The 22,376-nt window shown below is 71.4% G+C and carries 20 protein-coding genes; 9 read left to right on the top strand and 11 right to left on the bottom strand.

Features of this window, described 5'->3' with window-relative positions:
* Positions 1-4: 4 nt before the first annotated feature.
* The gene (locus IE264_RS25775; RefSeq protein WP_032757749.1) at positions 5-1,603 is read left to right on the top strand and encodes a S8 family peptidase; all 1,599 of its coding nucleotides are present in this window, start codon (positions 5-7) and stop codon (positions 1,601-1,603) included.
* A 77-nt stretch (positions 1,604-1,680) separates the two neighbouring features.
* Here the strand turns inward: IE264_RS25775 and IE264_RS25770 are convergent, their stop codons facing one another.
* On the bottom strand, positions 1,681-3,072 hold the full coding sequence (locus tag IE264_RS25770; protein ID WP_032757751.1) for a glycoside hydrolase family 18 protein: 1,392 nt from the start codon (positions 3,070-3,072) through the stop codon (positions 1,681-1,683).
* A 331-nt stretch (positions 3,073-3,403) separates the two neighbouring features.
* Between IE264_RS25770 and IE264_RS25765 the strand changes: the two genes are divergently transcribed.
* From IE264_RS25765 to IE264_RS25745, 5 genes are all read left to right on the top strand, one after another.
* The gene (locus IE264_RS25765) at positions 3,404-4,156 is read left to right on the top strand and encodes a GntR family transcriptional regulator (RefSeq protein WP_031123187.1); all 753 of its coding nucleotides are present in this window, start codon (positions 3,404-3,406) and stop codon (positions 4,154-4,156) included.
* A gap of 241 nt (positions 4,157-4,397) precedes the next feature.
* Positions 4,398-4,598 (top strand): hypothetical protein, encoded by a 201-nt coding sequence (locus IE264_RS25760; RefSeq protein ID WP_015611084.1) that lies wholly within the window; start codon positions 4,398-4,400, stop codon positions 4,596-4,598.
* 131 nt (positions 4,599-4,729) lie between these two features.
* Positions 4,730-5,134 carry an NUDIX hydrolase gene (locus tag IE264_RS25755; protein WP_015611085.1) on the top strand — a complete coding sequence of 135 codons (405 nt, stop codon included), beginning with the start codon at positions 4,730-4,732 and terminating at the stop codon, positions 5,132-5,134.
* A gap of 139 nt (positions 5,135-5,273) precedes the next feature.
* Entirely contained in the window at positions 5,274-5,819 is a 546-nt protein-coding gene (locus IE264_RS25750) for an ATP-binding protein (RefSeq protein ID WP_015611086.1), read from the top strand.
* Positions 5,820-6,012: 193 nt separating this feature from the next.
* Positions 6,013-8,580: a SpoIIE family protein phosphatase gene (locus IE264_RS25745; RefSeq protein ID WP_190167713.1), complete on the top strand. Its 2,568-nt coding sequence runs from the start codon at positions 6,013-6,015 to the stop codon at positions 8,578-8,580.
* A 4-nt stretch (positions 8,581-8,584) separates the two neighbouring features.
* Here the strand turns inward: IE264_RS25745 and IE264_RS25740 are convergent, their stop codons facing one another.
* The gene (locus IE264_RS25740; protein WP_032757754.1) at positions 8,585-9,301 is read right to left on the bottom strand and encodes a PspA/IM30 family protein; all 717 of its coding nucleotides are present in this window, start codon (positions 9,299-9,301) and stop codon (positions 8,585-8,587) included.
* Between the two features lie 73 nt (positions 9,302-9,374).
* Positions 9,375-11,522 (bottom strand): TPM domain-containing protein, encoded by a 2,148-nt coding sequence (locus tag IE264_RS25735; protein WP_190167714.1) that lies wholly within the window; start codon positions 11,520-11,522, stop codon positions 9,375-9,377.
* Positions 11,523-11,777: 255 nt separating this feature from the next.
* Between IE264_RS25735 and IE264_RS25730 the strand changes: the two genes are divergently transcribed.
* Together IE264_RS25730 and IE264_RS25725 are read left to right on the top strand one after the other, a co-directional pair.
* Positions 11,778-13,361, top strand: a complete 1,584-nt coding sequence (locus IE264_RS25730) for a glycosyltransferase (protein WP_032757755.1) — start codon at positions 11,778-11,780, stop codon at positions 13,359-13,361.
* A gap of 8 nt (positions 13,362-13,369) precedes the next feature.
* Positions 13,370-14,878 (top strand): DUF6056 family protein, encoded by a 1,509-nt coding sequence (locus IE264_RS25725; protein ID WP_032757757.1) that lies wholly within the window; start codon positions 13,370-13,372, stop codon positions 14,876-14,878.
* A gap of 4 nt (positions 14,879-14,882) precedes the next feature.
* On the opposite strand, the gene IE264_RS25720 is transcribed toward IE264_RS25725, so the two are convergent.
* The 7 genes from IE264_RS25720 to IE264_RS25690 all read right to left on the bottom strand — a co-directional run bounded on the left by IE264_RS25720 (position 14,883) and on the right by IE264_RS25690 (position 20,642).
* A complete protein-coding gene (locus IE264_RS25720; RefSeq protein ID WP_032757758.1) occupies positions 14,883-16,025 on the bottom strand; it encodes an RNA polymerase sigma factor in 1,143 nt (380 codons plus the stop codon).
* Positions 16,026-16,032: 7 nt separating this feature from the next.
* Positions 16,033-16,440, bottom strand: coding sequence for a YciI family protein (locus tag IE264_RS25715; RefSeq protein WP_015611093.1), 408 nt, complete (start codon positions 16,438-16,440; stop codon positions 16,033-16,035).
* A 147-nt stretch (positions 16,441-16,587) separates the two neighbouring features.
* Positions 16,588-17,016 carry a hypothetical protein gene (locus IE264_RS25710; protein WP_158706533.1) on the bottom strand — a complete coding sequence of 143 codons (429 nt, stop codon included), beginning with the start codon at positions 17,014-17,016 and terminating at the stop codon, positions 16,588-16,590.
* Positions 17,017-17,583: 567 nt separating this feature from the next.
* Positions 17,584-17,994 (bottom strand): hypothetical protein, encoded by a 411-nt coding sequence (locus IE264_RS25705; RefSeq protein ID WP_032757760.1) that lies wholly within the window; start codon positions 17,992-17,994, stop codon positions 17,584-17,586.
* A gap of 3 nt (positions 17,995-17,997) precedes the next feature.
* A complete protein-coding gene (locus IE264_RS25700) occupies positions 17,998-18,714 on the bottom strand; it encodes a hypothetical protein (RefSeq protein ID WP_158706534.1) in 717 nt (238 codons plus the stop codon).
* 328 nt (positions 18,715-19,042) lie between these two features.
* Positions 19,043-20,035: a glycoside hydrolase family 6 protein gene (locus tag IE264_RS25695; RefSeq protein WP_032757764.1), complete on the bottom strand. Its 993-nt coding sequence runs from the start codon at positions 20,033-20,035 to the stop codon at positions 19,043-19,045.
* A gap of 220 nt (positions 20,036-20,255) precedes the next feature.
* Positions 20,256-20,642, bottom strand: a complete 387-nt coding sequence (locus IE264_RS25690) for a winged helix-turn-helix transcriptional regulator (protein WP_032757765.1) — start codon at positions 20,640-20,642, stop codon at positions 20,256-20,258.
* Between the two features lie 49 nt (positions 20,643-20,691).
* Between IE264_RS25690 and IE264_RS25685 the strand changes: the two genes are divergently transcribed.
* Complete coding sequence (locus tag IE264_RS25685; RefSeq protein ID WP_051821855.1) at positions 20,692-21,474, top strand: alpha/beta hydrolase; 783 nt, start codon at positions 20,692-20,694, stop codon at positions 21,472-21,474.
* Between the two features lie 33 nt (positions 21,475-21,507).
* Here the strand turns inward: IE264_RS25685 and IE264_RS25680 are convergent, their stop codons facing one another.
* Positions 21,508-22,284: a D-Ala-D-Ala carboxypeptidase family metallohydrolase gene (locus tag IE264_RS25680; RefSeq protein ID WP_032757766.1), complete on the bottom strand. Its 777-nt coding sequence runs from the start codon at positions 22,282-22,284 to the stop codon at positions 21,508-21,510.
* Positions 22,285-22,376: the final 92 nt, after the last annotated feature.

Genomic DNA, 22,376 nt, shown 5'->3' with positions numbered 1-22,376 from the left:
TCACATGTCAGTGATGCGTCACACCCCCCATGCACGTCGAAGACTCGCCGCGGCGACCGTCATAGCCACCGCGGCAGCCGTCGCGCTCGCCACCGCCGGCACCCTCCCGGCGATCGCGGCCGAGCGTGCGCCCGAAGGCGTGATTCTGAACGCGGGTGCCCCGGGCACCGTCAGCGACAGCTACATCGTCACGCTGAAGGACTCGGCCGCCAGGTCCGACTCCGCCCAGGGCAAGGCCCTTGCGAAGAAGTACGGCGCGTCCATCGAACGGACCTACCGCTCGGCCCTCAACGGCTACGCGGTCGAGGCCACCGCCGCGGAGGCGAAGAAGTTCGCCGCCGACCCGGCCGTCGCTTCCGTCTCGCAGAACCGCACCTTCACGGTCTCCGCCACCCAGAACAACCCGCCCTCCTGGGGTCTGGACCGGATCGACCAGCGGAGCCTCCCGCTGGACCAGCGCTACACCTACCCCGACAAGGCCGGTGAGGGCGTCACCGCCTACGTCATCGACACCGGGGTACGGATCAGCCACGGCGACTTCGGCGGCCGGGCCTTCAACGGCTACGACGCCATCGACAACGACAACGTCGCGCAGGACGGACACGGCCACGGCACGCACGTGGCGGGCACCGTCGGCGGCACCGCCTACGGCGTGGCCAAGAAGGCCAAGATCGTCGGCGTCCGGGTACTGAACAACCAGGGCTCGGGCACCACCGCGCAGGTCGTCGCGGGCATCGACTGGGTGACGGCCAACGCCGTGAAGCCCGCCGTCGCCAACATGAGCCTCGGCGGTGGCGCCGACTCGGTCCTCGACGCGGCCGTGCAGCGGTCCATCGCCTCCGGCATCACCTACGCCGTCGCGGCGGGCAACGAGTCGACCAACGCGAACACGAAGTCCCCGGCGCGCGTCGCCGAGGCCATCACGGTGGGCTCGACGACCAACACCGACGCCCGCTCCAGCTTCTCCAACTTCGGTGCGGTCGTGGACATCTTCGCGCCCGGCTCGTCGATCACCTCGACGTGGAACACCAGCGACAGCGCCACGAACACCATCTCCGGTACGTCGATGGCCAGCCCGCACGTCGCCGGCGCGGCCGCCATCTACCTCGCCGACAACCCGGGCTCGACCCCCGCCCAGGTCTCCGCCGGTCTCGTCGCGGCCTCGACGCCGAACGTCGTCGGCAACCCGGGCACCGGCTCGCCGAACCGCCTCCTCTACGTGGGCGCGGGCAGCACCAACCCGCCGGACCCGGACCCGGGCAAGAAGTTCGAGAACACCACCGGCTACCCGATCAACGACAACTCCACCGTCGAGTCGCCGATCACCGTCACCGGGATCACCGGCAACGCCCCGGCCACGCTGCAGGTCCCGGTCAACATCTCGCACACCTACATCGGTGACCTGAAGATCGACCTGGTCGCTCCCAACGGCACGGTCTTCAACCTGAAGGCGTTCGGCTCCGGCGGCAGCAGCGACAACGTGGTCACCACGTACACGGTCAACGCCTCCTCCGTCCCCGCCAACGGCACCTGGAAGCTCCGCGTCGCCGACAACTGGACGTACGACACCGGCCGGATCAACAGCTGGGGTCTGCACTTCTGATCCCCGCGCAGCGGTACTGAGCCGATGACATGAGGTCGGGGCGGTCGCGGACAGCGACCGCCCCGACTCCTTCGTGTCTAGCGGCGGTTGAGCCCGCGGTCGACGGTGCTGACCAGCTCACCGTCGTCCGTGTCCCCGTCCAGCGACCAGAACATCGCGCCGCCGAGGCCCTTGTCCCGGATGTACGAGGTCTTGGCGCGCAGCACCTGCGGGTCGTCGTACGTCCACAGCGAGGTCCCGTCGAAGAGCCAGGCGTGGCCGTTCTTCGTGTCGCGGTGGATCTTGTACGTGCCCGACGCGGCCAGCTTCTTCAGGACCTTGTAGTCCTCGTAGCCGTTGGCCCAGGTGGCCGGAGCCGGGCCGGTGGCCGGCTGGCCCAGGCCCTTGCCGCCGCCGCTCACTCCGGTCCAGCCCTGGCCGTACGTCGGCATGCCCACCACGAGCTTGTGCTTGGGGGCGCCGCGCCGGATCCAGTCCCGTACGGTCTGGTCCACGCTGAAGTCGTTCTTCGCGTACAGCGCCGACTGCTGGGCCGTCTTCTTCTCGCCCGAGACGTGGTAGTCGTATCCCTGAAGGTTGACGAAGTCGAAGTCCTTCATGAGGCGCTTCACGTCGAAGCCCGCGTCGATCGCCGCCGGGTTGGCCGGGACGTAGGCCGACAGGTCGTAGTGCTTGGGCTTCGGCTTGTGGTGGCCCTTGCCCTTCTTCTGCTTGGCCTGGCTCTTCGCGTACGCGTCGAGCTGGGTGCGGAACTCGTGGATCAGGGCCGTGAAGTTCTTCTTGTCCTCCGGGCGGAAGACGGTGCCCTCGTTGCCCGCCGAGCCGGGCCACTCCCAGTCGACGTCGATCCCGTCGAAGAGGCCGGCCGCCGCGCCCTGGCCGCCGCGCGCCCCGTCCACCGGGAGGTTGCCCTTGATGTACAGGTCGATGCAGGAGGCGACGAGCGCCTTGCGGGAGGCGGCCGTGCGCACCGAGTCGGAGAAGTTGGTGGAGTAGCTCCAGCCGCCGAGCGAGATCATGACCTTGAGGCCGGGGTTCTTGGCCTTCAGCTCGCGCAGCTGGTTGAAGTTGCCCGCGAGCGGCTGGGTGTCGGTGTCGGCGACGCCGTCCACCGAGTTCGCCGCGTCGAGCGGGCGGGCGTAGTCCGCCCAGGCATCGGCCTGGCCGGGGATGTTGCCGGTGAAGCACTTGCCCTCGGCGTTGACGTTGCCGAAGGCGTAGTTGATGTGGGTCAGCTTGGCCGCGGACCCGCTGGTCTGCAGGTCGTTGACCTGGAAGTCGCGTCCGTAGACGCCCCACTGGGTGAAGTAGCCGATGTTCTTGTACGCGGGACGGTGGTGGCCCTTGGAGCGGTCGCCGCCGTTGTTCTGGCCGCGGTCGCTGCCGGCCACCGCGGCCGGGGCGGTGCCCGCCAGCAGGGCGAGGGCGACGCCGGCGATGGTCAGTCGGGACAGGTCTCTTCGACGCATGAGGCTCGTTCCTGTGCGTGATCCGTTGCGGGAGGGACATCGGGAGCCGTGCTGTGCACAGGAAGGTATTGGTCTGGACCAAAAACGGTCAAGGGCTGGGGAGTTGTGGGTCTCCGCGGCGGTGTCGGCCGACGGAATTCGGGGCAGGTTCGGGGCGGGTCCGGTGTGGATTCCGGGTGGGAATGGCTGGTAAGCGCCCTGGTGCTCGCAGTCGGTTCATGCATGAACGACCGCAGCGTCATCACATTGAGTGAAACTCTGGCCCATGCTTGCGGTGCACAACCCACGGTTGTCAGGCTGTTGCAGACTGTCAACCTGTTGGGAGTGGCCTGTGACTTTCGGTGAGCAGCCCGCCTATCTGCGCGTGGCGAGCGATCTGCGGGAGAAGATCGTGAACGGCGCGCTGCCGCCCCATACCCGCCTGCCGTCGCAGGCCCGCATCCGGGAGGAGTACGGGGTATCGGACACCGTCGCCCTGGAGGCGCGGAAGGTCCTGATGGCCGAGGGGCTGGTCGAGGGCCGCTCCGGATCCGGCACCTATGTGCGCGAGCGCCCCGTCCCCCGCATGATCGCCCGCTCCGGATACCGGCCCGGGAAGGGGGCCAGTCCGTTCCGCCAGGAGCAGACCGCCGACGGGGTGCGCGGGACCTGGGAGTCCCGCAGCGAGCAGGAGGGGGCGAGCGCCGAGGTCGCCGAGCGGCTCGGCATCGAGCCGGGCGACCGGGTCATGCGGACGCATTACGTGTTCCGGGAGGCGGGAGAACCGATCATGCTCTCCACCTCGTGGGAGCCCCTCTCTGTCACCGGGCGTACGCCGGTGATGCTCCCTGAGGAGGGTCCGCTGGGCGGCTGCGGGGTGGTCGACCGCATGGCGGCGATCGACATCGTGGTCGACAACGTGGCGGAGGAGGTCGGTGCGCGCCCAGGGCTCGCGGAGGAGCTGCTGGCGCTCGGCGGGGTGCCGGGCCATGTCGTCATCGTGATCGGGCGTACGTACTACGCCTCCGGCCGGGCCGTGGAGACGGCCGACGTGGTGGTGCCCGCCGACCGCTACCGGGTCGCCTATCACTTGCCGGTCAGATGAGTTGACGCCCCGTCGGGCCGTGTGGCGGCCCCGGAACCAGGGGCGATGGGGCGGTGAAGGGGGCGCATTCAGCGGATGCGCCCCCTTCGTGTTGGCCGGATGTGTATCTCTTTGTGTAAAGGCGCCTGCGCTGAGTGAAGGTCAGGCGTACGCTCGGGCATATGCGTACTGCGGTTTCCTGGGGATCCTTAGAGACGTGCACGCCGGTGGATACGTGCACGCCGGTGGAAAGAGGGGGCATATGCGGGGGAGCAACACGATGAGCGACAGTGGTGCTGTGCTCCCGTGGCTGGTCATACGGCAGGACGACAGCGGCAACCGCTACCGGGTCGGCAGATATGCCACCCAGGCCGAGGCGCAGAAGGTCGCCGACGGCCTGGACGACCGCAAGCACCGCCAGGTGTACCGGGTGGAGCGCGTGGGCCAGGGAGGCCGACCCTAGGGCCTGAGGCGCCCCGTCAGGCCTCAGGGCCTGAGGCGCCCCCGTCGCGTTCCGGGGCCCTGCCGCGCAGGCGGTAGGGTCCCGCCCGTCCGGTACGAGCGTCCCGGGCGCGGCGAACGAGGGGCGGAGCGGTGACGTCGGTGCTGATCGACACGGTGGCATGGGTGCGGATCGAGGACGGCAGGATTCTCTGCGCCCGCCCCAAGGGCAAGGACGTCTTCTACATCCCGGGCGGCAAGCGCGAGGGCGCCGAGACCGACCTGGAGACCCTCCTGCGCGAGATCGAGGAGGAGCTGACGGTCGGCCTGATCCCGGAGACCGTCGTCCACGCCGGTACGTACGAGGCGCACGCCCATGACGGTCCGGACGCCCCCCTCGTCACGATGAGCTGCTACTACGCCGACTATCGCGGGACCCTGGCCGCGAGCAGCGAGATCGAGGAGGTGGCGTGGTTCTCCTACGCCGACCGCTCTCTCGTGCCCCCGGTGGACCAACTGCTCTTCGACGACCTCGAAGCCGCCGGCGAGCTGCGCTGACCCGCCGCCCGCGGCGGGCGGGGCCCGTACCCCCGTCTGCACCAAACGAAGGCTTGCGCGGTAGTAAGCAATAAATGGTGGGTATGGGCTGTTTAGTCCCCATTTATCTGTGGGGTGCGCCCGTGGTCTGCCCTGGGAAGTGATCGGCGTGATCGATACCGAAGGCGACTGCGCCGAGTGGACCTTCCCGGCCGAACCGGGTTCCGTGCGCAGTGCCCGGCACGCCGTCCGTGACGCCCTGGACTGCTGGGGCCTGGACACGGCGGTCGGTGACCTGACGGTCCTGCTGGTCAGCGAGCTGGTCACCAACTCCCTGCGCTACGCCTCCGGCCCCATCGGCGTACGACTGGAGCGCTCGCGCCCGAGCACCTCGGGTGCCGGATCGGGTGCCGGACCGGGCGACGGATCAGGTGACGGATCGGACAACGCTTCGGGCAACGGGTCGGGCGGGCTCACCGGAGACTTCTCCACCGACCTCCGGCTCGCCGACCGCCCGCCCGCCGCCCCGGGGCTGCTGGTGGAAGTCTCCGATCCGCTTCCGGATCCACCCACCGAACGCAGTGCGGGACCCGACGACGAGGGCGGCCGAGGACTGCAGCTCGTGGCTTGTTCCGCACGCCGTTGGGGGACCCGTCGCGGAAAGAGTGGCAAGACGGTGTGGTTCGAGCTCGCTCTCCCTGGTTAGGAGTGGGGAGGGACGCACAGCGATCACCAGAGGTCGGGCAGAACCTGGCTGAAAGGGACTGAGACCTTGCTGTGATCGTGAACGCCGTGTCGGTCGGGGCCGTAGTGCTGAATACTGCGGGCAGGACCGGTCCGGTGTGTGAGCTGGAGGGGACGGTCGCGTGAGCGAAATACCTGGGACAACGGGCGACGTCGTGTGGCAGAGCAGTCCGCCCGGCTCGATCTACGACTACATCAGGGTCGCCTCCTTCTCGATCGGCCCCGACGGCCTGATCGAGCAGTGGAGCCGCCGGGCCGCCGGCCTCTTCGGCATGGCCGCGGACGAGGCGATAGGGCGTGACCCGGTCGACGCCTTCATGCCCGCCGAGCTGCGCTCGGACGGCCATCGGCGGGTCGGCGAGATCCTGGACGGCAAGGAGTGGACGGGCCTCGTCCCGTTCCGGATGCCGGGCGAGGGCGGAGCGCACGGGCTCGCCGAGGTCTATGTGATGCCCAGTCTGACGGCGGACGGTGAGCGGGCCGCGCTCTGTATCGTCGTTGACGTCCGGGCGTTGCGGAGGATCGAGACGGACCTCGCCGCCTCGCAGGCCATTTTCGGCCAATCTCCTTTCGGCTTCGTGCTGTTCGGTACGGACTTCACCGTCGTACGGGCCAACCAGCGCTTCGCCACGGTCTTCGGCGGCGCGGCCGACGACCACCGGGGCCGCACGGTCGACGACTACCTCCCGGGCCCCGAGGCCGAGCGGCTGGGCGCCACGCTGAAACGCGTCATGGATACGGGCGAGTCCGTCACCGACCTCCAGCTGGTCGGGCCCACCCCCGGCGGCACCGGCCGCCGCCACTGGTCCATGAACCTCTACCGGGTGCACAGCGGAGCCGGACGCCCCGTCGGTGTCGCGGGCCTCGCCACCGATGTCACCCGCCGTCATATCGCCGCCCGTGAGGCCGCCAGCGCCCGCCGCAACCTCGCCCTCCTCAACGAGGCCAGCGCCCGCATCGGTAACTCCCTCGACCTGGAGACCACCGCCCGCGAACTCCTCGACGTGGCCGTCCCCGGCTTCTGCGACCTGGCCTCCGTCGACCTCTACCAGGGCCTCCTCACCGGTGAGGAGGCCGCACCCGGCAGCTGGGCGCCCCCGCACCGCGAATCCGGCGGCGGCTCGGCCGAGCTGCGCCGGGTCGCCCACGCCAGCGCCGTCGCCGACGCGCTGCCGACCGCCGTGGCGGGCAGCGGCGGCCCCGGCCCCCACGACCTGCCGCCCGCGCTCGGCTCGGTGCACCGCTTCCCGTTCGGCTCGCCGTGCGCGATCGCGCTGCGCTCGGGCCAGGTCGAGGCGGTCCCCGGCGACGACATGGGGTTCGTGCAGTCGACGCTCGCCGTGCCGATGGTCGCCCACGACACCGTCGTCGGCCTCGTCCAGTTCTCCCGTACGAAGGGGAGCGAGCCCTTCGGGGAGCGGGACCGGGCGCTCGCCACCGAGCTGGCCGCCCGCGCCGCCGTCTGTATCGACAACGCCCGCCTCTACCGCCGCGAACACGAACGCGCCCTGATCCTCCAGCGCAGCCTGCTGCCCCCCGGCGACCCCGAGGCCGCCGGGCTCGACATCGCCTGCCGCTACCTCCCCGGCAACACCGCGACCGAGGTCGGCGGCGACTGGTTCGACGTCATCGAGCTGCCGGGCCACCGCACCGCCCTGGTCGTCGGCGACGTCATGGGCCGGGGCCTGCGGGCCGCCGTCGCCATGGGTGAACTCCGCACCGCCGTAAGGACGCTGGCCCTCCTCGACCTGGAGCCCGCCGAGGTGCTCTCCGCCCTGGACGAGGTCGCGCGCGGCCTCGGCTCCCCGGGCGGCGGCGAGCGCAGCGAAGGGCTCGGCGGCAGCGGCGGAGCCCAGTGGCCCTCCCGCGCCGCGCAGAAGTCCCGTGAGGCGGACCTCTCCGAGGTGTACCTCGCCACCTGTGTGTACGCGGTCTACGACCCGGTCACCCGGCGCTGCACGTTCGCCAACGCCGGGCACATGCCCCCGGCCGTCGTGGAGCCCGGCAGGCCCGCCCGGCTCATCGACGTACCGCCGGGGATGCCGCTGGGCGTCGGCGGCGAACCGTTCGAGGAGGTGGAGGTGGAGCTCGCCGAGAACGCCCTGCTCACCCTCTACACCGACGGGCTCGTGGAATCCCGCGACCAGCCGCTCGACGAGGGCCTGGACGCCCTGCGCGCCGTGCTGACCGGACCGCAGATGCCCCTGGAGGACGCCTGCGACTTCGTCCTCGCCACGCTCGACACCCGGCACGGCGAGGACGACATCGCCCTGCTGATGGCCCGTATCCAGGGGCTCCCCGGGGAGGCGGTGGGGGACTGGACGCTGCCGCGCGAACCCCGCTCGGTGGGCCGCGCCCGCGAACTGGCCCGCTCCCAGCTCATGGCCTGGGACCTGGACGACCTGGTCGACACCACCGAACTCCTCGTCAGCGAGCTGGTCACCAACGCCCTGCGGTACGGAGAGGGCGAGATCCGGCTCCGGCTGCTGCGCGACCGCACCCTGGTCTGCGAGGTGTGGGACGCCGGACTCGTCCAGCCCCGCCGCCGCCGCGCCCGCGACACCGACGAGGGCGGGCGCGGGCTCCAGCTGGTCGGGCTGCTCAGCGCCGCATGGGGCTCGCGGCGCACCCCGCGCGGCAAGACCGTCTGGTTCGAGCTGGCCCTGCCGACCGGGGCCCCGGCTGCGGAACTCTCCGTGGAGCAGCTGCTGAGCATGTACTGAACCGCTACGAGGCTCCCGTCTTCAGGGCCGCCAGCCGGGCCTCCACCTCCGCACTGGCTCCCAGGCTGTCCAGCTGCTCGAACTGCGCGTCCAGCGAGGAGGCGGCGAGCTCCTGCTTGCCCAGCGCCCGGGCCTCCTCGCGCCGCACCTTGTCCTCGAAGCGGCTCAGTTCGCTCGTCGGGTCCAGGACGTCGATGCTCTTCACGGCGTCCATCATCTGGTTCTGCGCCTGCGCGGACTTGGCGCGCGCCACCAGCTCGTCCCGCTTGGCCTTCAGCTCGGAGAGTTTGACCTTCATCTGGTCGAGCCCCGTCTTGAGCTTGTCCACCACTTCGCTCTGCGAGGCGATCGTCGGCATGGCCGTCCTCGCCTCCTGCTCGGACTGGAGCTGACGGCCGAGCGCCACCTTGGCCAGGTTGTCGAACTTGTCCGCCTCCGCCACCGACCCCGCCCCGCGCAGCTCGTCGGCCTTCCGGCTGGCCGCCAGCGCCTTGGAGCCCCACTCGGCCGCCGCCTCCACGTCCTCCTTGTGGTCCTGCTCCATCAGCCGCAGGTTGCCGATGGTCGCGGCGACTGCCTGCTCGGCCTCCGCGATGTTGCTGGTGTAGTCGCGGATCAGCTGGTCCAGCATCTTCTGCGGATCCTCCGCCTGGTCCAGCAGGGCGTTGATGTTGGCCTTCGCCAGCTGGGTGACGCGGCCGAGGATGGTCTGCTTGGTCATGGCACGGCTCCTTGGATGTCGGGAACAGCTGAGGTGTCGGGAACAGCTGAGTGGTGTGGTGTGCGCCGGGCGTTCAGAAGCGGCCGCCACCGCCCCGGCGCCCCCGTGTGCCGCCCCCGCCGAAACTGCCCGGCCCGCCGCCGAACCCCCCGGACCGGCCGCGTCCGCCCCCGACCGGCTCGCCGGAGCCGCCGCCCATGCCGCCCCGGACGAGCCCGCCGCCGAACAGCCCGCCGAGGATGATCCCGCCGAGCACCGCCCCGCCCATGCCGCCCCCGCCCCGCGAACCGCCGGGACCGCCGAAGCCTCCCGGTCCTTGCGGGCCCTGGAAGCCGCGTACGTCCTGCTCGGCCAGGCCCAGCGCCTGCCGGGCCAGCGCGTCCGCCTGCTGCGCCTCGGCCAGGGCGCCCTGCGCGTCGCCGTCGGCCAGCTGCCCGGCCCGCTCCCAGCGGCGCTGGGCCTCCGCGAGGCGGGTGCGGGCCTGCGCGCCGACCGCGCCCCGGTTGGTGGTGATGTAGTCGGCCGCCGCCCCGATCGCGGAGCGGGCGGTGAGCATCGCCTGGTCGAGGAGCGAGCGGGCCCGCCGGCCGCCTTGCTCCTGCTCCCGGGCCCCGGCGAGCGCCTCGTCCAGGGCCGCATCGGCCTCCTCCACCCGGCGCAGCGCGTCGACCGGGTCGTACGGACCCGCCGCCATCGCCTCCCGTACGTCGGTGAGTACGGCCTCGGCGCGGGCGATCCGGCCCCGCAGGTCGGCGGTGGAGGTGGCGGCCGCGGTGCCTTCGAGGAGTCCGCCCGCGTCGGCGAGGTCGGTCTCCGTCTCGGTGAGGGCCGCGGGCAGCTTCCCGGCCGCCTCGGCCAGCTCGGCCGAGCGCCGGTCCACCGAGTCGATGAGGGTGCCCGCCTGGCCGACCGCGCCCTCGGTGGCCCGGATGTAGACGGCGGCCCGCGCGTGGTCGTTGGCGTCGACCGCCGGGCGGGCCTGGTCCAGGGCGGAGGCGGCGAAGGCGAGCCGGTCCTTCGCCTGCTCGACATCGCCCGCGACGGGGGCGGCGGCCCCGTCCCCGTACCGCTCGCGCATCCCCGCGACCGTCGCCTCGGCCGCCGAGACGCGCCCGGTGAGCGTGGCGTACGTGGTCTCGACGGCGGCCAGGGCTTCCGGAGCGTTGCGTTCCAGGGCGCGCAGCCGGTCGAAGTCCTCCGAGACGGCGTCGAGCCCCTCGTCGGCGGCCGCGCACCGGGTGAGGATCTCCTCCAGCATCCGGCGGCGGGTCGCGTCGTCCTCGGGGAAGGCGTCGTCGAGCTGCTGGCGCAACCGGAACGACTGCGTCAGCTCGTCCTTCGCCCGTGCGACGGCCTCCGTGAAGGGCTTCGCCGCCTCGTCGCCGAACTGGGCGGTCGCGAAGCCGAGTTCCTCCTCGCTGGTGCGGACCGCGTCATCGGTGTCCACCAGCACCTGCTTCGCCCGCGCGTCCAGCTCCTCCAGGGGGACCGGTGCGTCCTCCCCCTCCGCACCGCGCCCCCAGCCGGTCGCGGCCGGGGTCGTGCGGGTCGCGGAGCGCCGCTTGCGCCGGGTGTACGCGAACGCGGCGAGCGCCCCCGCGCCCCCGACGACGACCACCGGCAGGATGAAGTCGCCCGCACCGGAGGAGGGGCCGGAGGCGCCCGTACCGGGGTCGGCGGGGCCCGGGGTGATGGCGGGGGCGGTCACGGGACGCCCGGCCAGGACGGCGGCGTAACCGTCCGCAGCGCCGATCGCCGCACCGGCCCAGTCGTTCTCGCGCAGCGCGGGCTCGATCGCGGTGGACGCCACCTCGCTCAGCTGCCCGTCGGTGAGCTCGGAGCCCGCGTCCACGGAGTAGGCGTACTGCCGGTCGTGGGTGGCGACGGAGAGCAGCACGTCGTCCTGGCCCAGCCCGTTGCGGTTGGCTGTCTCGTCGCTCCAGGTCTGCCCGGACCGCCCGGAGAAATCGCGTACGTACACGACGAAGAGCTGGAGGCGCTGTTCCGCGTAGAGCCGGTCGAGGGCGTCCTCCACCGCGTCCGTACGGTCCCCCAGCGCCCCGACCCGGTCGGTGATCTGGCCGTCCCGGGAGAGCTCCACCGGGTCCTCGGCGCGGGCGTCCGCCGCGCCGGGCAGGGCCAGCCAGTACCCGGCGAAGAGCGTCGCGAGCAGGCCGGTGAGCAGGGCCCTGCCGGGCGCGGAGCTCCGGATACGGTCCACGGATGGCGTCACGTTTGCGAGGCTATGTCCGCCTGTCGGAGCCCGCGACCCGGAGTCCCGGCGGCTCCGGCAGCCCCCGGCGGCCGCCCCGGGGGGTCTGCGCTGTTCGGATGAAAGGGCGCGGCGGACCGCGCGTCCGGAGGGGGAAGGCCGGGCCTCTCCCACCGGATGGGCAAATGTAGAGAAAAGCGATCAGAACGGGACCTGTTGTCCCCGTATTGCAGGTGACCGGCCGCCGAAGTCCGGAGGATTCCCATGAACGGCCTTCAGCTCTCCGTCGTCGTGCCGTGTTTCGACGAGGCCGAGGTGCTCGACACCTTCCACACCGTCCTGCTCACCGTCCTCGAATCCACCGGCACCCGCTTCGAGGTCTGCTACGTGGACGACGGCAGCGGCGATGCCACCCGGGAACTCCTCAGCACCCTCGCCCTGCGCGACGAGCGCGTCCGTTACACCGCCTTCAGCCGCAACTTCGGCAAGGAGGCCGCCATGCTCGCCGGTCTGCGCATGTCACGCGGTGCGGCGGTGGTCATCATGGACGCCGACCTCCAGCACCCGCCCGAGCTGATCCCCCGCATGCTGGAGCTGCACCGGCACGGCTACGACCAGGTCATCCCGCGCCGCGACCGGGTGGGCGAGGGCATGGTGCGCTCCACGCTCAGCCACACGTACTACGCCCTGGTGCGGCGGTGCATGGACGTCGAGCTGATCGACGGCTCGGGCGACTTCCGGCTGCTGTCCCGGCGGGCCGTGGAGAGCGTCCTCTCGCTCCCCGAGAGCAACCGCTTCTCCAAGGGGATCTTCTCCTGGATCGGCTTCGACACGGTCAGCTTCCGCTACCGCAACAGCGAGCGCGTGGCCGGCCGGTCGAAGTGGGGGAGCAGACGCCTGCTGAACTACGGCATCGACGGGCTCCTCTCCTTCAACAACCGCCCCCTCCGCCTCGCCATCTACACCGGTTTCTGGGTCTTCGTCTCGGCCCTGGCGTACGCGCTGTGGACGGTGATCACCGTCGTGCTGCACGGCGCGGAGACCCCGGGTTACGCGACCCTCCTCACCGCGGTCGTCGCGCTGAGCGGGATCCAGCTCGTCACGCTCGGCGTCATCGGGGAGTACGTGGGCCGCATCTACCACGAGACGAAACACCGCCCGCCCTATGTGGTGCGGGAGACCGACGCGACCTGCCGGACCCTGCCGGAGCGTCACCTGCCGGCGACCCCGCCGGTCGTCGTGGAGCCGTACGAGCCCGCCCTGCCCAACCCTTCCAGCCGCTCCCGCACGGTGCGTCAGTTCGGCAGCTTCGTCCTCGTCGGCTGCGTCAACACCGCCGTCTACCTGGGGGTCTACGCCTCGCTGAACCGCTGGATCCCCTACCTCGTGGCCCATGTGCTGGGCTACGCGGTCAGCATCGTCTGCTCGTTCCTCCTCAACTCCTACGTCACCTGCCGGACGAAGCCGACCTGGCACGGGTTCGTGCGCTACCCGGTCTCCAGCCTGGCCAACCTGGTGGCGTCCGGAGCACTGCTCTACGGCGCGGTCAGTGGTCTCGGGATGGACAAGAACCTCGCCGCGCTGGCGGCCGGGATCATCGTCACACCGCTCTCGTTCCTGCTGGCCCGGTGGGCGATCATGTCGGGCCGCCGGGCCCAGGCCACCGAAGCTTCCGAGGCCACCGACGTCACCGGAGCCGCCGGAGCCGCCGAAGCCCCCGAGGTCTCCGTACCGGAGCGTCCCGCCCAGCCGCTCCCCGGGCGCGCGGCGGCGGACAGGTCCTTCGCACCGAGGACGACCACCCACCCCACGCCCCAGCCCTCCGTGCGCTCCTCCGAGGACCGGTGAGAGGCCTGATGTCCGGGAGCCCGCCGGAAACCGCCGTGCCGGACGAGCCGACGCCCGGGGCCCAGGTCCCACGGGACGCGCGGGAACCGGGCGCACGGCCGACGACCGCGCTCTGGGTGAGCGCCCTCGCACTCCCGCCCCTCGCCCTGCTCGCCGCCGCGTCCTGGTTCGGCCGGTGGGTGCGGCCCGGTGCCGACGACTGGTGCTTCCTCCCCGCCGTACGGGACACCGGCGTCACGGGCCTGGTGGGCAAGTTCTACTTCGACGACAACGGACGCGTGGCCAACGCCCTGCTGGTCGGCGCCTACGCGAAGTTCCAAGTCGCCGGACACCAGTGGTTCCCCCTGGTCAGCGGGGTTCTGGTGCTGGCGGTGCTCTGGGCGGTGACCGTGCTGGCGCTGCGCCGGGGCGGCATCACGGTGCCGCGCGGGCTGCCGATCCTGGTCGCGGCGATGATGACGGCGCTCTTCCTGTTCGTCACGCCGAACACGTACAAGACGTTCTACTGGCCCGCCGCCTCGGTCTCCCACACCCTGCCGCCGGTCCTGGCCTGCGCCGCCCTGGTCCCGCTGCTGCTCGCCCGTACCCGCCGGGGCCGGGGGACCGCCCTCGCCACCGTCCTGCTCGCGGGCGTCTTCCTCGCCACCCTCTCGGAGGAGACGGCGATCGTGGTGGTGATGGTGCTGCTGGCCACGCTGCTCCTGAGCGGCCGGGTGGTCCCCGCCCCCGCCCGGGGGTTCGTCCGCCTGTGGTGCGCGGCGGGCATCGCCGGGACGGTGGCGGGCGGCCTCGTCCTCATCACCTCACCCGGCTCCCTCCACCGCCGGGAGCGGTTCGGGGCACAGACCACGTCCCTCCTCGCCCCCGACTCGCTCGCCGCCTCGCTGCGAGGGTTCGCGGAGATCACCGTCACGGTGGTCACGACCTGGCAGTACGTCGGCGCGGTCGCGGTCGGCGTACTCCTCGGCCTGCTCTGCGACCGGCGCGACGGCCGCACCCCCCGCCCGCCGGCCCACTGGCCCCTCCTGGCCTGGACCGCCCTGCTCACGCTGCTCGTCTCGGGCTACCTGTGCACGGTGATCGCGTACCCGGTGTTCCGGGACCGGGTGAGCGACCCGAGCGCCAACCGGCTCTGGAACGACTACCTCCTGCTGTACGTGGTCCTCCTCGTCGCGGCCGGGGCGCTCCTGGGCCTCGCCGCGCGGCAGCACGTACGCCGTACCGCCCCGGTGAAGGCCGTGTGCGCCGCGCTCTGCGTGCTGGTCTGCTTCGGCCCGGCCGTCTCGCTGCTCAACCTGGACGGCACCATGCGGGCCCGGGCGGAGAAGTGGGACGCCCAGGACCGGCGGCTGCGGCAGGGGGCGGCGGACGGTGAGCGGGTGATGCCGTACGAACGGCTCGTCATCAGCGGCATGCTGGAGCCGTTCAGCCAGGGAGGCGCCCGCTACTGGCCCGGCGGGTGCGTGGCGGACCTCTACCGGCTGGAGCGGGTGACGGACGGGGCGAGGAACCCCTGAGCCCTTACTCCTTACGGGAGTTGAGGCGTGCCGCTTGCCGGGTCAGATGGTCGCGCTCGGCAACGTTCTGCGCCTTGCGCGCGGCTTCGGCGTACAGCTTCGCCGCCGTCCCCGGGTCGCCGTCGCGTTCGTGGAGGTACGCGGCCACCGCCGCGTACCGGGGCAGCGTGTCGTCCAGCTCCGCGAGGGCCGCGAGCCCGGCGCGCGGCCCGTCCGCCTCACCGACGGCCACCGCCCGGTTGAGCCGGACGACCGGACTGCCGGTCAGCCCCACGAGCTCGTCGTACCACTCGGCGATCTGCACCCAGTCGGTCTCCGCGGCGGTCGGCGCGTCCGCGTGCAGCGCGGCGACGGCGGCCTGGGCCTGGTACTCGCCCAGCCGGTCGCGGGCGAGCGCCGACTGAAGGATCCGGACCCCCTCGGCGATCGAGGCGGTGTCCCACTGCCCCCGGTCCTGCTCGGCGAGCGGCACCAGGCTGCCGTCGGGCGCGGTCCGGGCCGCGCGCCGGGCGTGGTGGAGCAGCATGAGGGCGAGCAGCCCCGCCACCTCGGGGTGGTCGATGGCGGCCGCGAGCCGGCGGGTGAGCCGGATGGCCTCGGCGGAGAGGTCGAGGTCGCCGGAGTACCCCTCGTTGAAGACCAGGTAGAGGACGCGCAGCACGGTGGAGACATCGCCGGGCCGGTCGAACCGCACGCCGGACACCGTGCGCTTGGCCCGGCTGATCCGCTGCGCCATGGTCGCCTCGGGCACCAGGTAGGCCTGGGCGATCTGGCGGGTGGTCAGCCCGCCGACGGCCCGCAGGGTGAGCGCGACGGCGGACGAGGGCGTCAGGGAGGGGTGGGCGCAGAGGAAGTAGAGCTGGAGCGTGTCGTCGGTTCCGGGAGCGGGCCCGGGCGTGGGCTCCTCCTCCACGAGGTCCTCACGCCGCCGCCGGGCGGTTTCGGCGCGCGTCGCGTCGAGGAACCGCCGCCAGGCCACGGTGACCAGCCACGCCTTCGGGTCGCGGGGCGGATCGGCGGGCCAGACGCGGACCGCTTCGATCAGCGCGTCCTGTACGGCGTCCTCGGCCGCCGCGAAGTCGGCTCCGCGGCGGACGAGGACCCCGAGCACGCCCGGAACGATGCTCCGGAGCAGCAGCTCGTCCATCGGTGGGTCACTCCGAGATGGTGGGCGGCGCGGTCAGGAACGGCCGCAGCTCCAGCCACTCGTGGATCGGCTTTCCGCCCGCCCCGGGGGCGGCCGACAGCTCACCGGCCAGCTCGACGGCCCGTTCGTACGAATCCACGTCGATGATCATCCACCCGGCGATCAGGTCCTTGGTCTCGGCGAACGGCCCGTCGGTGACCGGCGGACGCCCTTCCCCGTCGTACCGGACCCACGCGCCCTCGGGCGCGAGCGCCTGCCCGTCGACGAACTCCCCGCTCTTCTCCAGCCGGGCGGCGAAGTCGTTCATGTACTGGATGTGCGCCGAGACCTCTTCCGGGGTCCAGCGGTCCATGGGGACGTCGTTGACTGCCTCGGGAGCGCCTCGGTAGTGCTTGAGCATCAGGTACTTGGCCATGGGATTCTCCTCGGTGCGGGCGACCTGTGGGGCCGCTTCGTGGTCGCTTTCACTACGGGGACGGAGCCGGGTGCGGGTTCTCGACGTGGTTGCCCGCATTGTTTCGCGACTTTTCTCTCGCGCCTTTTTCTCGGCCTCTTCCGGTCGTCACCGCCTGAGCTTGCGGTCGATGATCCGCTGGACGGTTTCGATCGCGGCGCGGACGGCGGCGAGCCGTACGCCCTGCTCGCGGGAGAGCTTCAGCGCCTCGTCCACGAACTTCCTGTTGGCCAGGACACGCTTGAGCGCCTTGGCGCACTCCTCACTGATGACGGCCTTCTCGTACACCTCCACGGTCGCGACGATTGTGCCGAACGGAATCCTCGGGAAGCGGCGCTCGGCCTGCTTGAGGAGGCTGAGGAGTTCCTTGATCTCCCCGAGGTCGTCCTCGGTGGCCGTCTTCTTGGCGAGCCTATTCACCTCGGCGGAGAGCCTGACGACGACTGCGCCGTCCTGCTCCAGCAGCTTCGCCCGCTTGTCGAACCACCGGTGGACGAAGGCGAGGACGGCGGTGAGCACGATGCCGATCGCGGTCACGAGCGCCGCCCAGGTGAACGAGCCGGCGAAACCGGCATCAGCGGCGGCGCTGGCCTGAAGGGGGCTGCTTCGCCAGACATATTCAGCGTTCGGCCACGGGAAAGAGTACGAACAGGGCATCATTGCGGTGTCCTAACCGAGAACTAGGGAGGATGCCCGTCGGGCGGGTCCTGGACAGATGCACCCGACGAGCGTCTAAAGGTTCTCCGTGCACCGTTTCCACGGCGCACGTCACAGCTGCGGCCCCGGGCTTCGCCAAGCCTGGGGCCGCGGTCATGTCACGTCCGGGGGCCCCAGTCGGGCTGGCGTATCGAAAGCAGACGGAGGCGGCAGTACGCGTGTACGAGCCGCATGGCTGTCTTCAGCCAGGAAGGCGCACAGAAATTGCCGGAATACATCGAAGAATGAGCATCCGTACTGTGCTGCGCCTTCTGCGGGGAAACTAGCGGCATCGGCTCTTCCTTGTCCTGTGTCGTGTCAAGCAGCTCTGGGGAGTGGCTGTTGGTGGCTGCTCAGCGTGATCCATGGGCTCGCGATCCTGGAGAACGCTGGGCGGTCCCGCCCTTGTCAGTCGAGCGGGTGCCGTCGCACCAGCCAGGAAATGATCACGTGGCGGCTGCGCCACGCCTCCCCGCCCACGACCGACCTACGGATATCGTTCACGGCCACGTAAACGGCGGTGAGCATGGTGCCGATCTGGAAGAGCGCGGCCTCCTTCACCCCCCAGGCCGCCATCAGCGACACGGTCGTCGCCAGACTGCACGTCACCGCACCCGCGGAGACGACGACGCCGGGCGCCTTCGCGAGCCTGCGGCGGGTTTCTTGCCTATTGGCCTGGCGGGTCTCCCGGGTCAAGGGAAGCCCGACCGGCGTGTCCTGCCGGAGGGGGGAACCGGCAAGCGATTCACGCGTCCTGAGCTGACTCATGAAGATGTCCTCCTTGTCGTCGGCAGCGCTGCGTGTCAGGGTCTGCGTCATCGTTCATTCCTTCGCACGGGGATTCCTCCTCGTTCTCGGTGGCTTGCGTGCGGGGGGCGGGGCGGGCGCCGCGGCGCCCGCCGTCTGCTTCGTGTCCCCCTTCTTGTACGCCTTCGGCGCGCGGGCCCCGAGGCGGTTGTTCACGAACCACGCCATCGACACGCGGTCGACACCGTGGTGCTCCATCCCGTTCCAGACCTCGTAGGCGTGGGTGGCGACCGTCGTCGTGGGCACGCCCATGAGGCTGGCGGTGAGCTCGCGGCGCACTCCGCTGACGCACTCCAGATGGAAGTACGTACGCTGTTCGGCCCTGAGCTTGCGCTCGATGTACTGGAAGCCGCCGGGGAGGGCCTCACGGATCTGGTCCGGGGTCCGTTCCTCCGGGAAGTCCGGGGGTTCCGGCAGGGGCGGGCAGTCGGCCTCGTTGACCATCCGCGCCGCCAGGAGCGTGGTGAGGTCCTCCAGCTCAAGGGTGATGGGGCCGGGGGCCTCCAGAATCGCCGCGCGCTTCTTCTCGGCCTCCTGCTCCAGGCCGCGGACGAACGACTGAACCCCCCTGAACCTGCCGAGACCGCCGTTGAAGTGCGTGTTCACACGGATGTCGACCCACCGCCGCAGGTCCGGGATCACCGGAGGCCCCTGGACGTAGAGATGGGCAACCAGGCCGTCGGCCCACGACTGAGGGTCAAGCTGTTTCAGCTGGTCCGCTGCAACCGACACGTGAGGCTCCCGGGGGTCTGCTTCCGTACGCAGTTCGGTCTGCGTGGCGCAGACGGTACGCACTCGCGCGAAAGCAGAATTTTCTCCGCGCGGCACCTCCGGTTCACCTGCAACTCTACCGTCGTGGCGCGTGCTTGGGCGCGGTCGCGCCGGCGTGCGGGCGGGCCGAACGCGCGTGAGCGCGGTCCCGTGGCGGCGACCGGGACCCGGTCCCGCGCCGGGCCTGCACATGCGAGGGCCCGGGAACCGGCGGACGTCAGGTCCCGCCGGTTCCCGGGCCGGTGCGAGGTATCAAGGGTTCCTGCGTCGAGCGGCCGACGACCCGCCCTCAGTACCCGAAGATCATCTTGTACGCGACCTCCGGGAGGAACTGCCCGGCCGCCGATCCGCCGCCGACCCCGCAGTTGCCGTCGGACTCCCCGGGGGTCTTCAGCCACAGCAGCATCTCGGCCCCGCCGCCCGTCTGGCTGACGGCCCCGATCCGGCGCCCGCCGGGGTTGCACCACTCGCCGTTGGAGCCGTTGCCGTTGCGGCTGGTGTCGATGACGTACGGCTTCGTGTAGCCGTAGGACGCGGACAGCGCCGAGCTGATGGCGTTGCCGTAGGAGGTGTTCTCGCCGGTGGTGAAGTAGTTCGAGATGTTCAGCGAGAAGCCGTGCGCCTCGCGGGCGCCGGCGCCTTCGAGGTGCTGGGCCATGGTGGACGCGCTGATCCAGGCCGGGTTCCCGGCGTCCAGGTAGGTCCAGGTGTTGGGGGCGCGGTTGCGGAACTCGGCGAGGGCGCCCCGGAGCATGGCGTTGCGCTCGTCGATCCGGGCCTGGTCCAGGCAGCTGAAGTCGCCCAGCGAATCGGGCTCGATCACCACCAGTGCGGGCCGGGAGCCGATGGCGGAGGCGAAGGCGGAGATCCACGTCCGGTACGCGGCCGGGGTGCCCGCGCCACCGCCGGAGTGCCCGCCGCAGGCGTCGCGGCCGGGGATGTTGTACGCGATCAGCACGGGCAGCTTGTCGGCGGCGTCCGCGGCCCCGACGTACGAGCCGACCGAGGCCCCGATGTCCCCGCTCCAGGCGCCGAACCACCGGGCCATGGGGCGGGACGCGATGTTGTCGCGGATGGCGGCGGCGCGCCCGTCGCCGGGGTTCGCGGCGGCCCAGGCGGCGGGATTGGAGTGGGGGTCGGTGTAGAAGCCGCTGGTCATGCCGATCGGGTCGGCCAGGGCGGCGGCGGCCGGGGTGGTGGTGGCGTTGCCCGGCCCGGCGCTGAGGGGGAGGAGCAGGCAGGCGAACGCCGAGGCGGCGAGCGTACGAAGGAGTCTTCTCACGAGTGCGGCCCTTCTCTGGGAGCGCTCCCACTTGACGGCGGCCGAGCTGTGGGGGAGGGAGGCGCGGGGTGGGGGAGGTGTGCGCGGTGGACCCTGGGACCCTTGGGGGCCGGGTCCGGGAACTGCCGCCGTCAGTCGAGACGGTGGCAGGGGTGCATCCGGCTGTCAATGAGTTGCGCGTAGCTGACGCACCCTCATGAGGCTTGCTGGGAGCGCTCCTTCACCCGGTGAGCCGCTCCGGGCCGTCTTCCGCCGTCTCCTCCTCCTGGAAGCTCACGATGGCCTCGCCGTGCGTCCGGGCCCACTCCGTCAGTACGGCGATGGGCTCGACCAGGGTCGTGCCGAGCTCGGTGAGGCGGTACTCGACCCGGGGCGGCGCTTCGGCGTACGCGCGGCGCTCGACCAGGCCGTAGCCCTGGAGCTTGCGGAGGGTCTGGGTCAGCACCTTGCGGGAGATACCGCCGACGTGGTCGACGAGTTCGCCGTGCCGGCACGGTCCGCGACTGAGCGCGAACAGGACGACGGCTGCCCACTTGGTGGTGATGATCTCGATGGCCAGCCGGGCGGGGCAGTCCGCGAGGAAGACGGTTCCCGCAGGGTCGCGCATGGGCTGAACGGTACCAAGAGGTACCTATCGGCTCCGTAGCGTCTTTCTCATGAGCACGCCACGGAACGCATCACGCAATGCGCCGCTGAGTACGCAGCGCGAGAAGACCTATGTCCTTGTCCACGGCGCCTGGCACGACGGCCGCGTCTGGGACCGGGTGGCGCCCTTCCTGACCCGGGCCGGGCACCGGGTGTCCGCCCCCTCGCTCACCGGCCACGGCGAGAAGGCGCACCTGCTCGGCCCGGACGTGGGGCTCGACACGCACATCGCCGATGTCGTCGGTCTTCTCGTCGAGGAGGACCTCACCGACGTGGTGCTGGTCGGCCACAGCTACGCCGGGATGGTCATAGCCGCCGTCGCCGACCGGCTCCCGGAGCGGGTCACCGGTCTGGTCTTCGTCGACGCGATGGTCCCGGCCGACGGTGAGAGCGTCCTCGACGTCATGCCCCACACCCAGCACCTGCTCGACCTCGCGGCAGGCTCCGAGGCCCCCTGGCGCATCCCTCCCCTGCCGGAAGGGCCGGAGCCCCAGGGCCTGTTCGGGGTCACCGACCCGGCGGACAAGGCCTGGCTGCGCACGATGCTCATCGACGAGTCGGCGCGCTGCTTCCGGCAGCCGGTCCGCCTGGACGATCCGGCGGCGGCCGCGATCCCCCGTACGTACATCCACTGCGTGGGCAGCGAGCCGGAGGGCGTCACGCGCAGGCCCGTACCCGCGGCGCAGCCCCACGGGGCTCCGTCGCGGGTACGGGAGGTGCGCAGCGGTCACGACTGCATGGTCACCGTGCCGGGTGAACTGGCGGAGTTGCTGCTGGAGGCCGGTACCGGCTGATCCCGGTCGAGCCGGCCCCCGCCCCGCCGGGTGTCAGATGCCGCAGCTGGGCGCGGACCAGAAGCGGCCGCTGCCCCCGGCGACGTGGGTGTGGTCGTTGTGGCCGGGGTAGCCCGGGCCGAGGATCTCGGTGAAGCCGTGGTTGCGCGCCGCCTGGGCGAGGCCGCAGAAGCCCTGGGGCCCGGCGCCGAGGTCCGCCGCGTGCCCGTACATGTGGCGGCTGTTGGCGGCCCCGCCGACCGCGCTGTTGCAGGACACGCTGCGGAAGCCGCCGTTGACGGTGATGGGCCGGTCACCCATGGCGTGCCGCATGGCCTGGAGCTTCCACATGGTCACCAGGGCGTTGGCGCGCGCGGTGGCGGCGCTGACCTTGCCGCCGGACCAGTCGGAGTTGCAGCGGTTCAGCTCGGCGTAGGTGAAGTTGACCGGGGTGCAGTCGTTGTCCTGCAGCTGGTAGATCTTGTTGAAGGTCGCGGGGCCCGCGATGCCATCGGCGGCCAGCCCGTACGCCGACTGGAAGCGGGTCACCGCCGCCCTGGTGGCCGGGCCGAACGCGCCGTCGATGGCGATCTGGTTTCCGGTGCCCGGGTAGCCCGCGACGCGGATCTGGAGCTGGCGTACGGCCTCGCCGCTGGAGCCCTCGCGGAGAGTGCCGCCCCAGGTGTAGCAGGCGTCGGCCGTTCCGACGTCCCCGGACGCCGTGGACGCGGGGGCCGTGGACGGGGACGCGGATGCGGCGGAGGTGCCGCCGAGGGCGAGAACCGCGCCCGCGAGTGTCGCGAGCAGGAATCCGATGGGGCGTGATCGCATGAGAGTGCACCTCTTCGTCGTCGAGCTTGCTCCGCTGGGGGTTCCGAGCCTGTTGCGCGAGGCGCGAGAGTGTCAAGCGCATGACAACTATG

Source organism: Streptomyces microflavus (assembly GCF_014650075.1).
GTDB lineage: Bacteria > Actinomycetota > Actinomycetes > Streptomycetales > Streptomycetaceae > Streptomyces > Streptomyces microflavus.
Note: the sequence above shows the minus strand (reverse complement) of the source record. Positions and strands in the feature narration are given on the sequence as shown.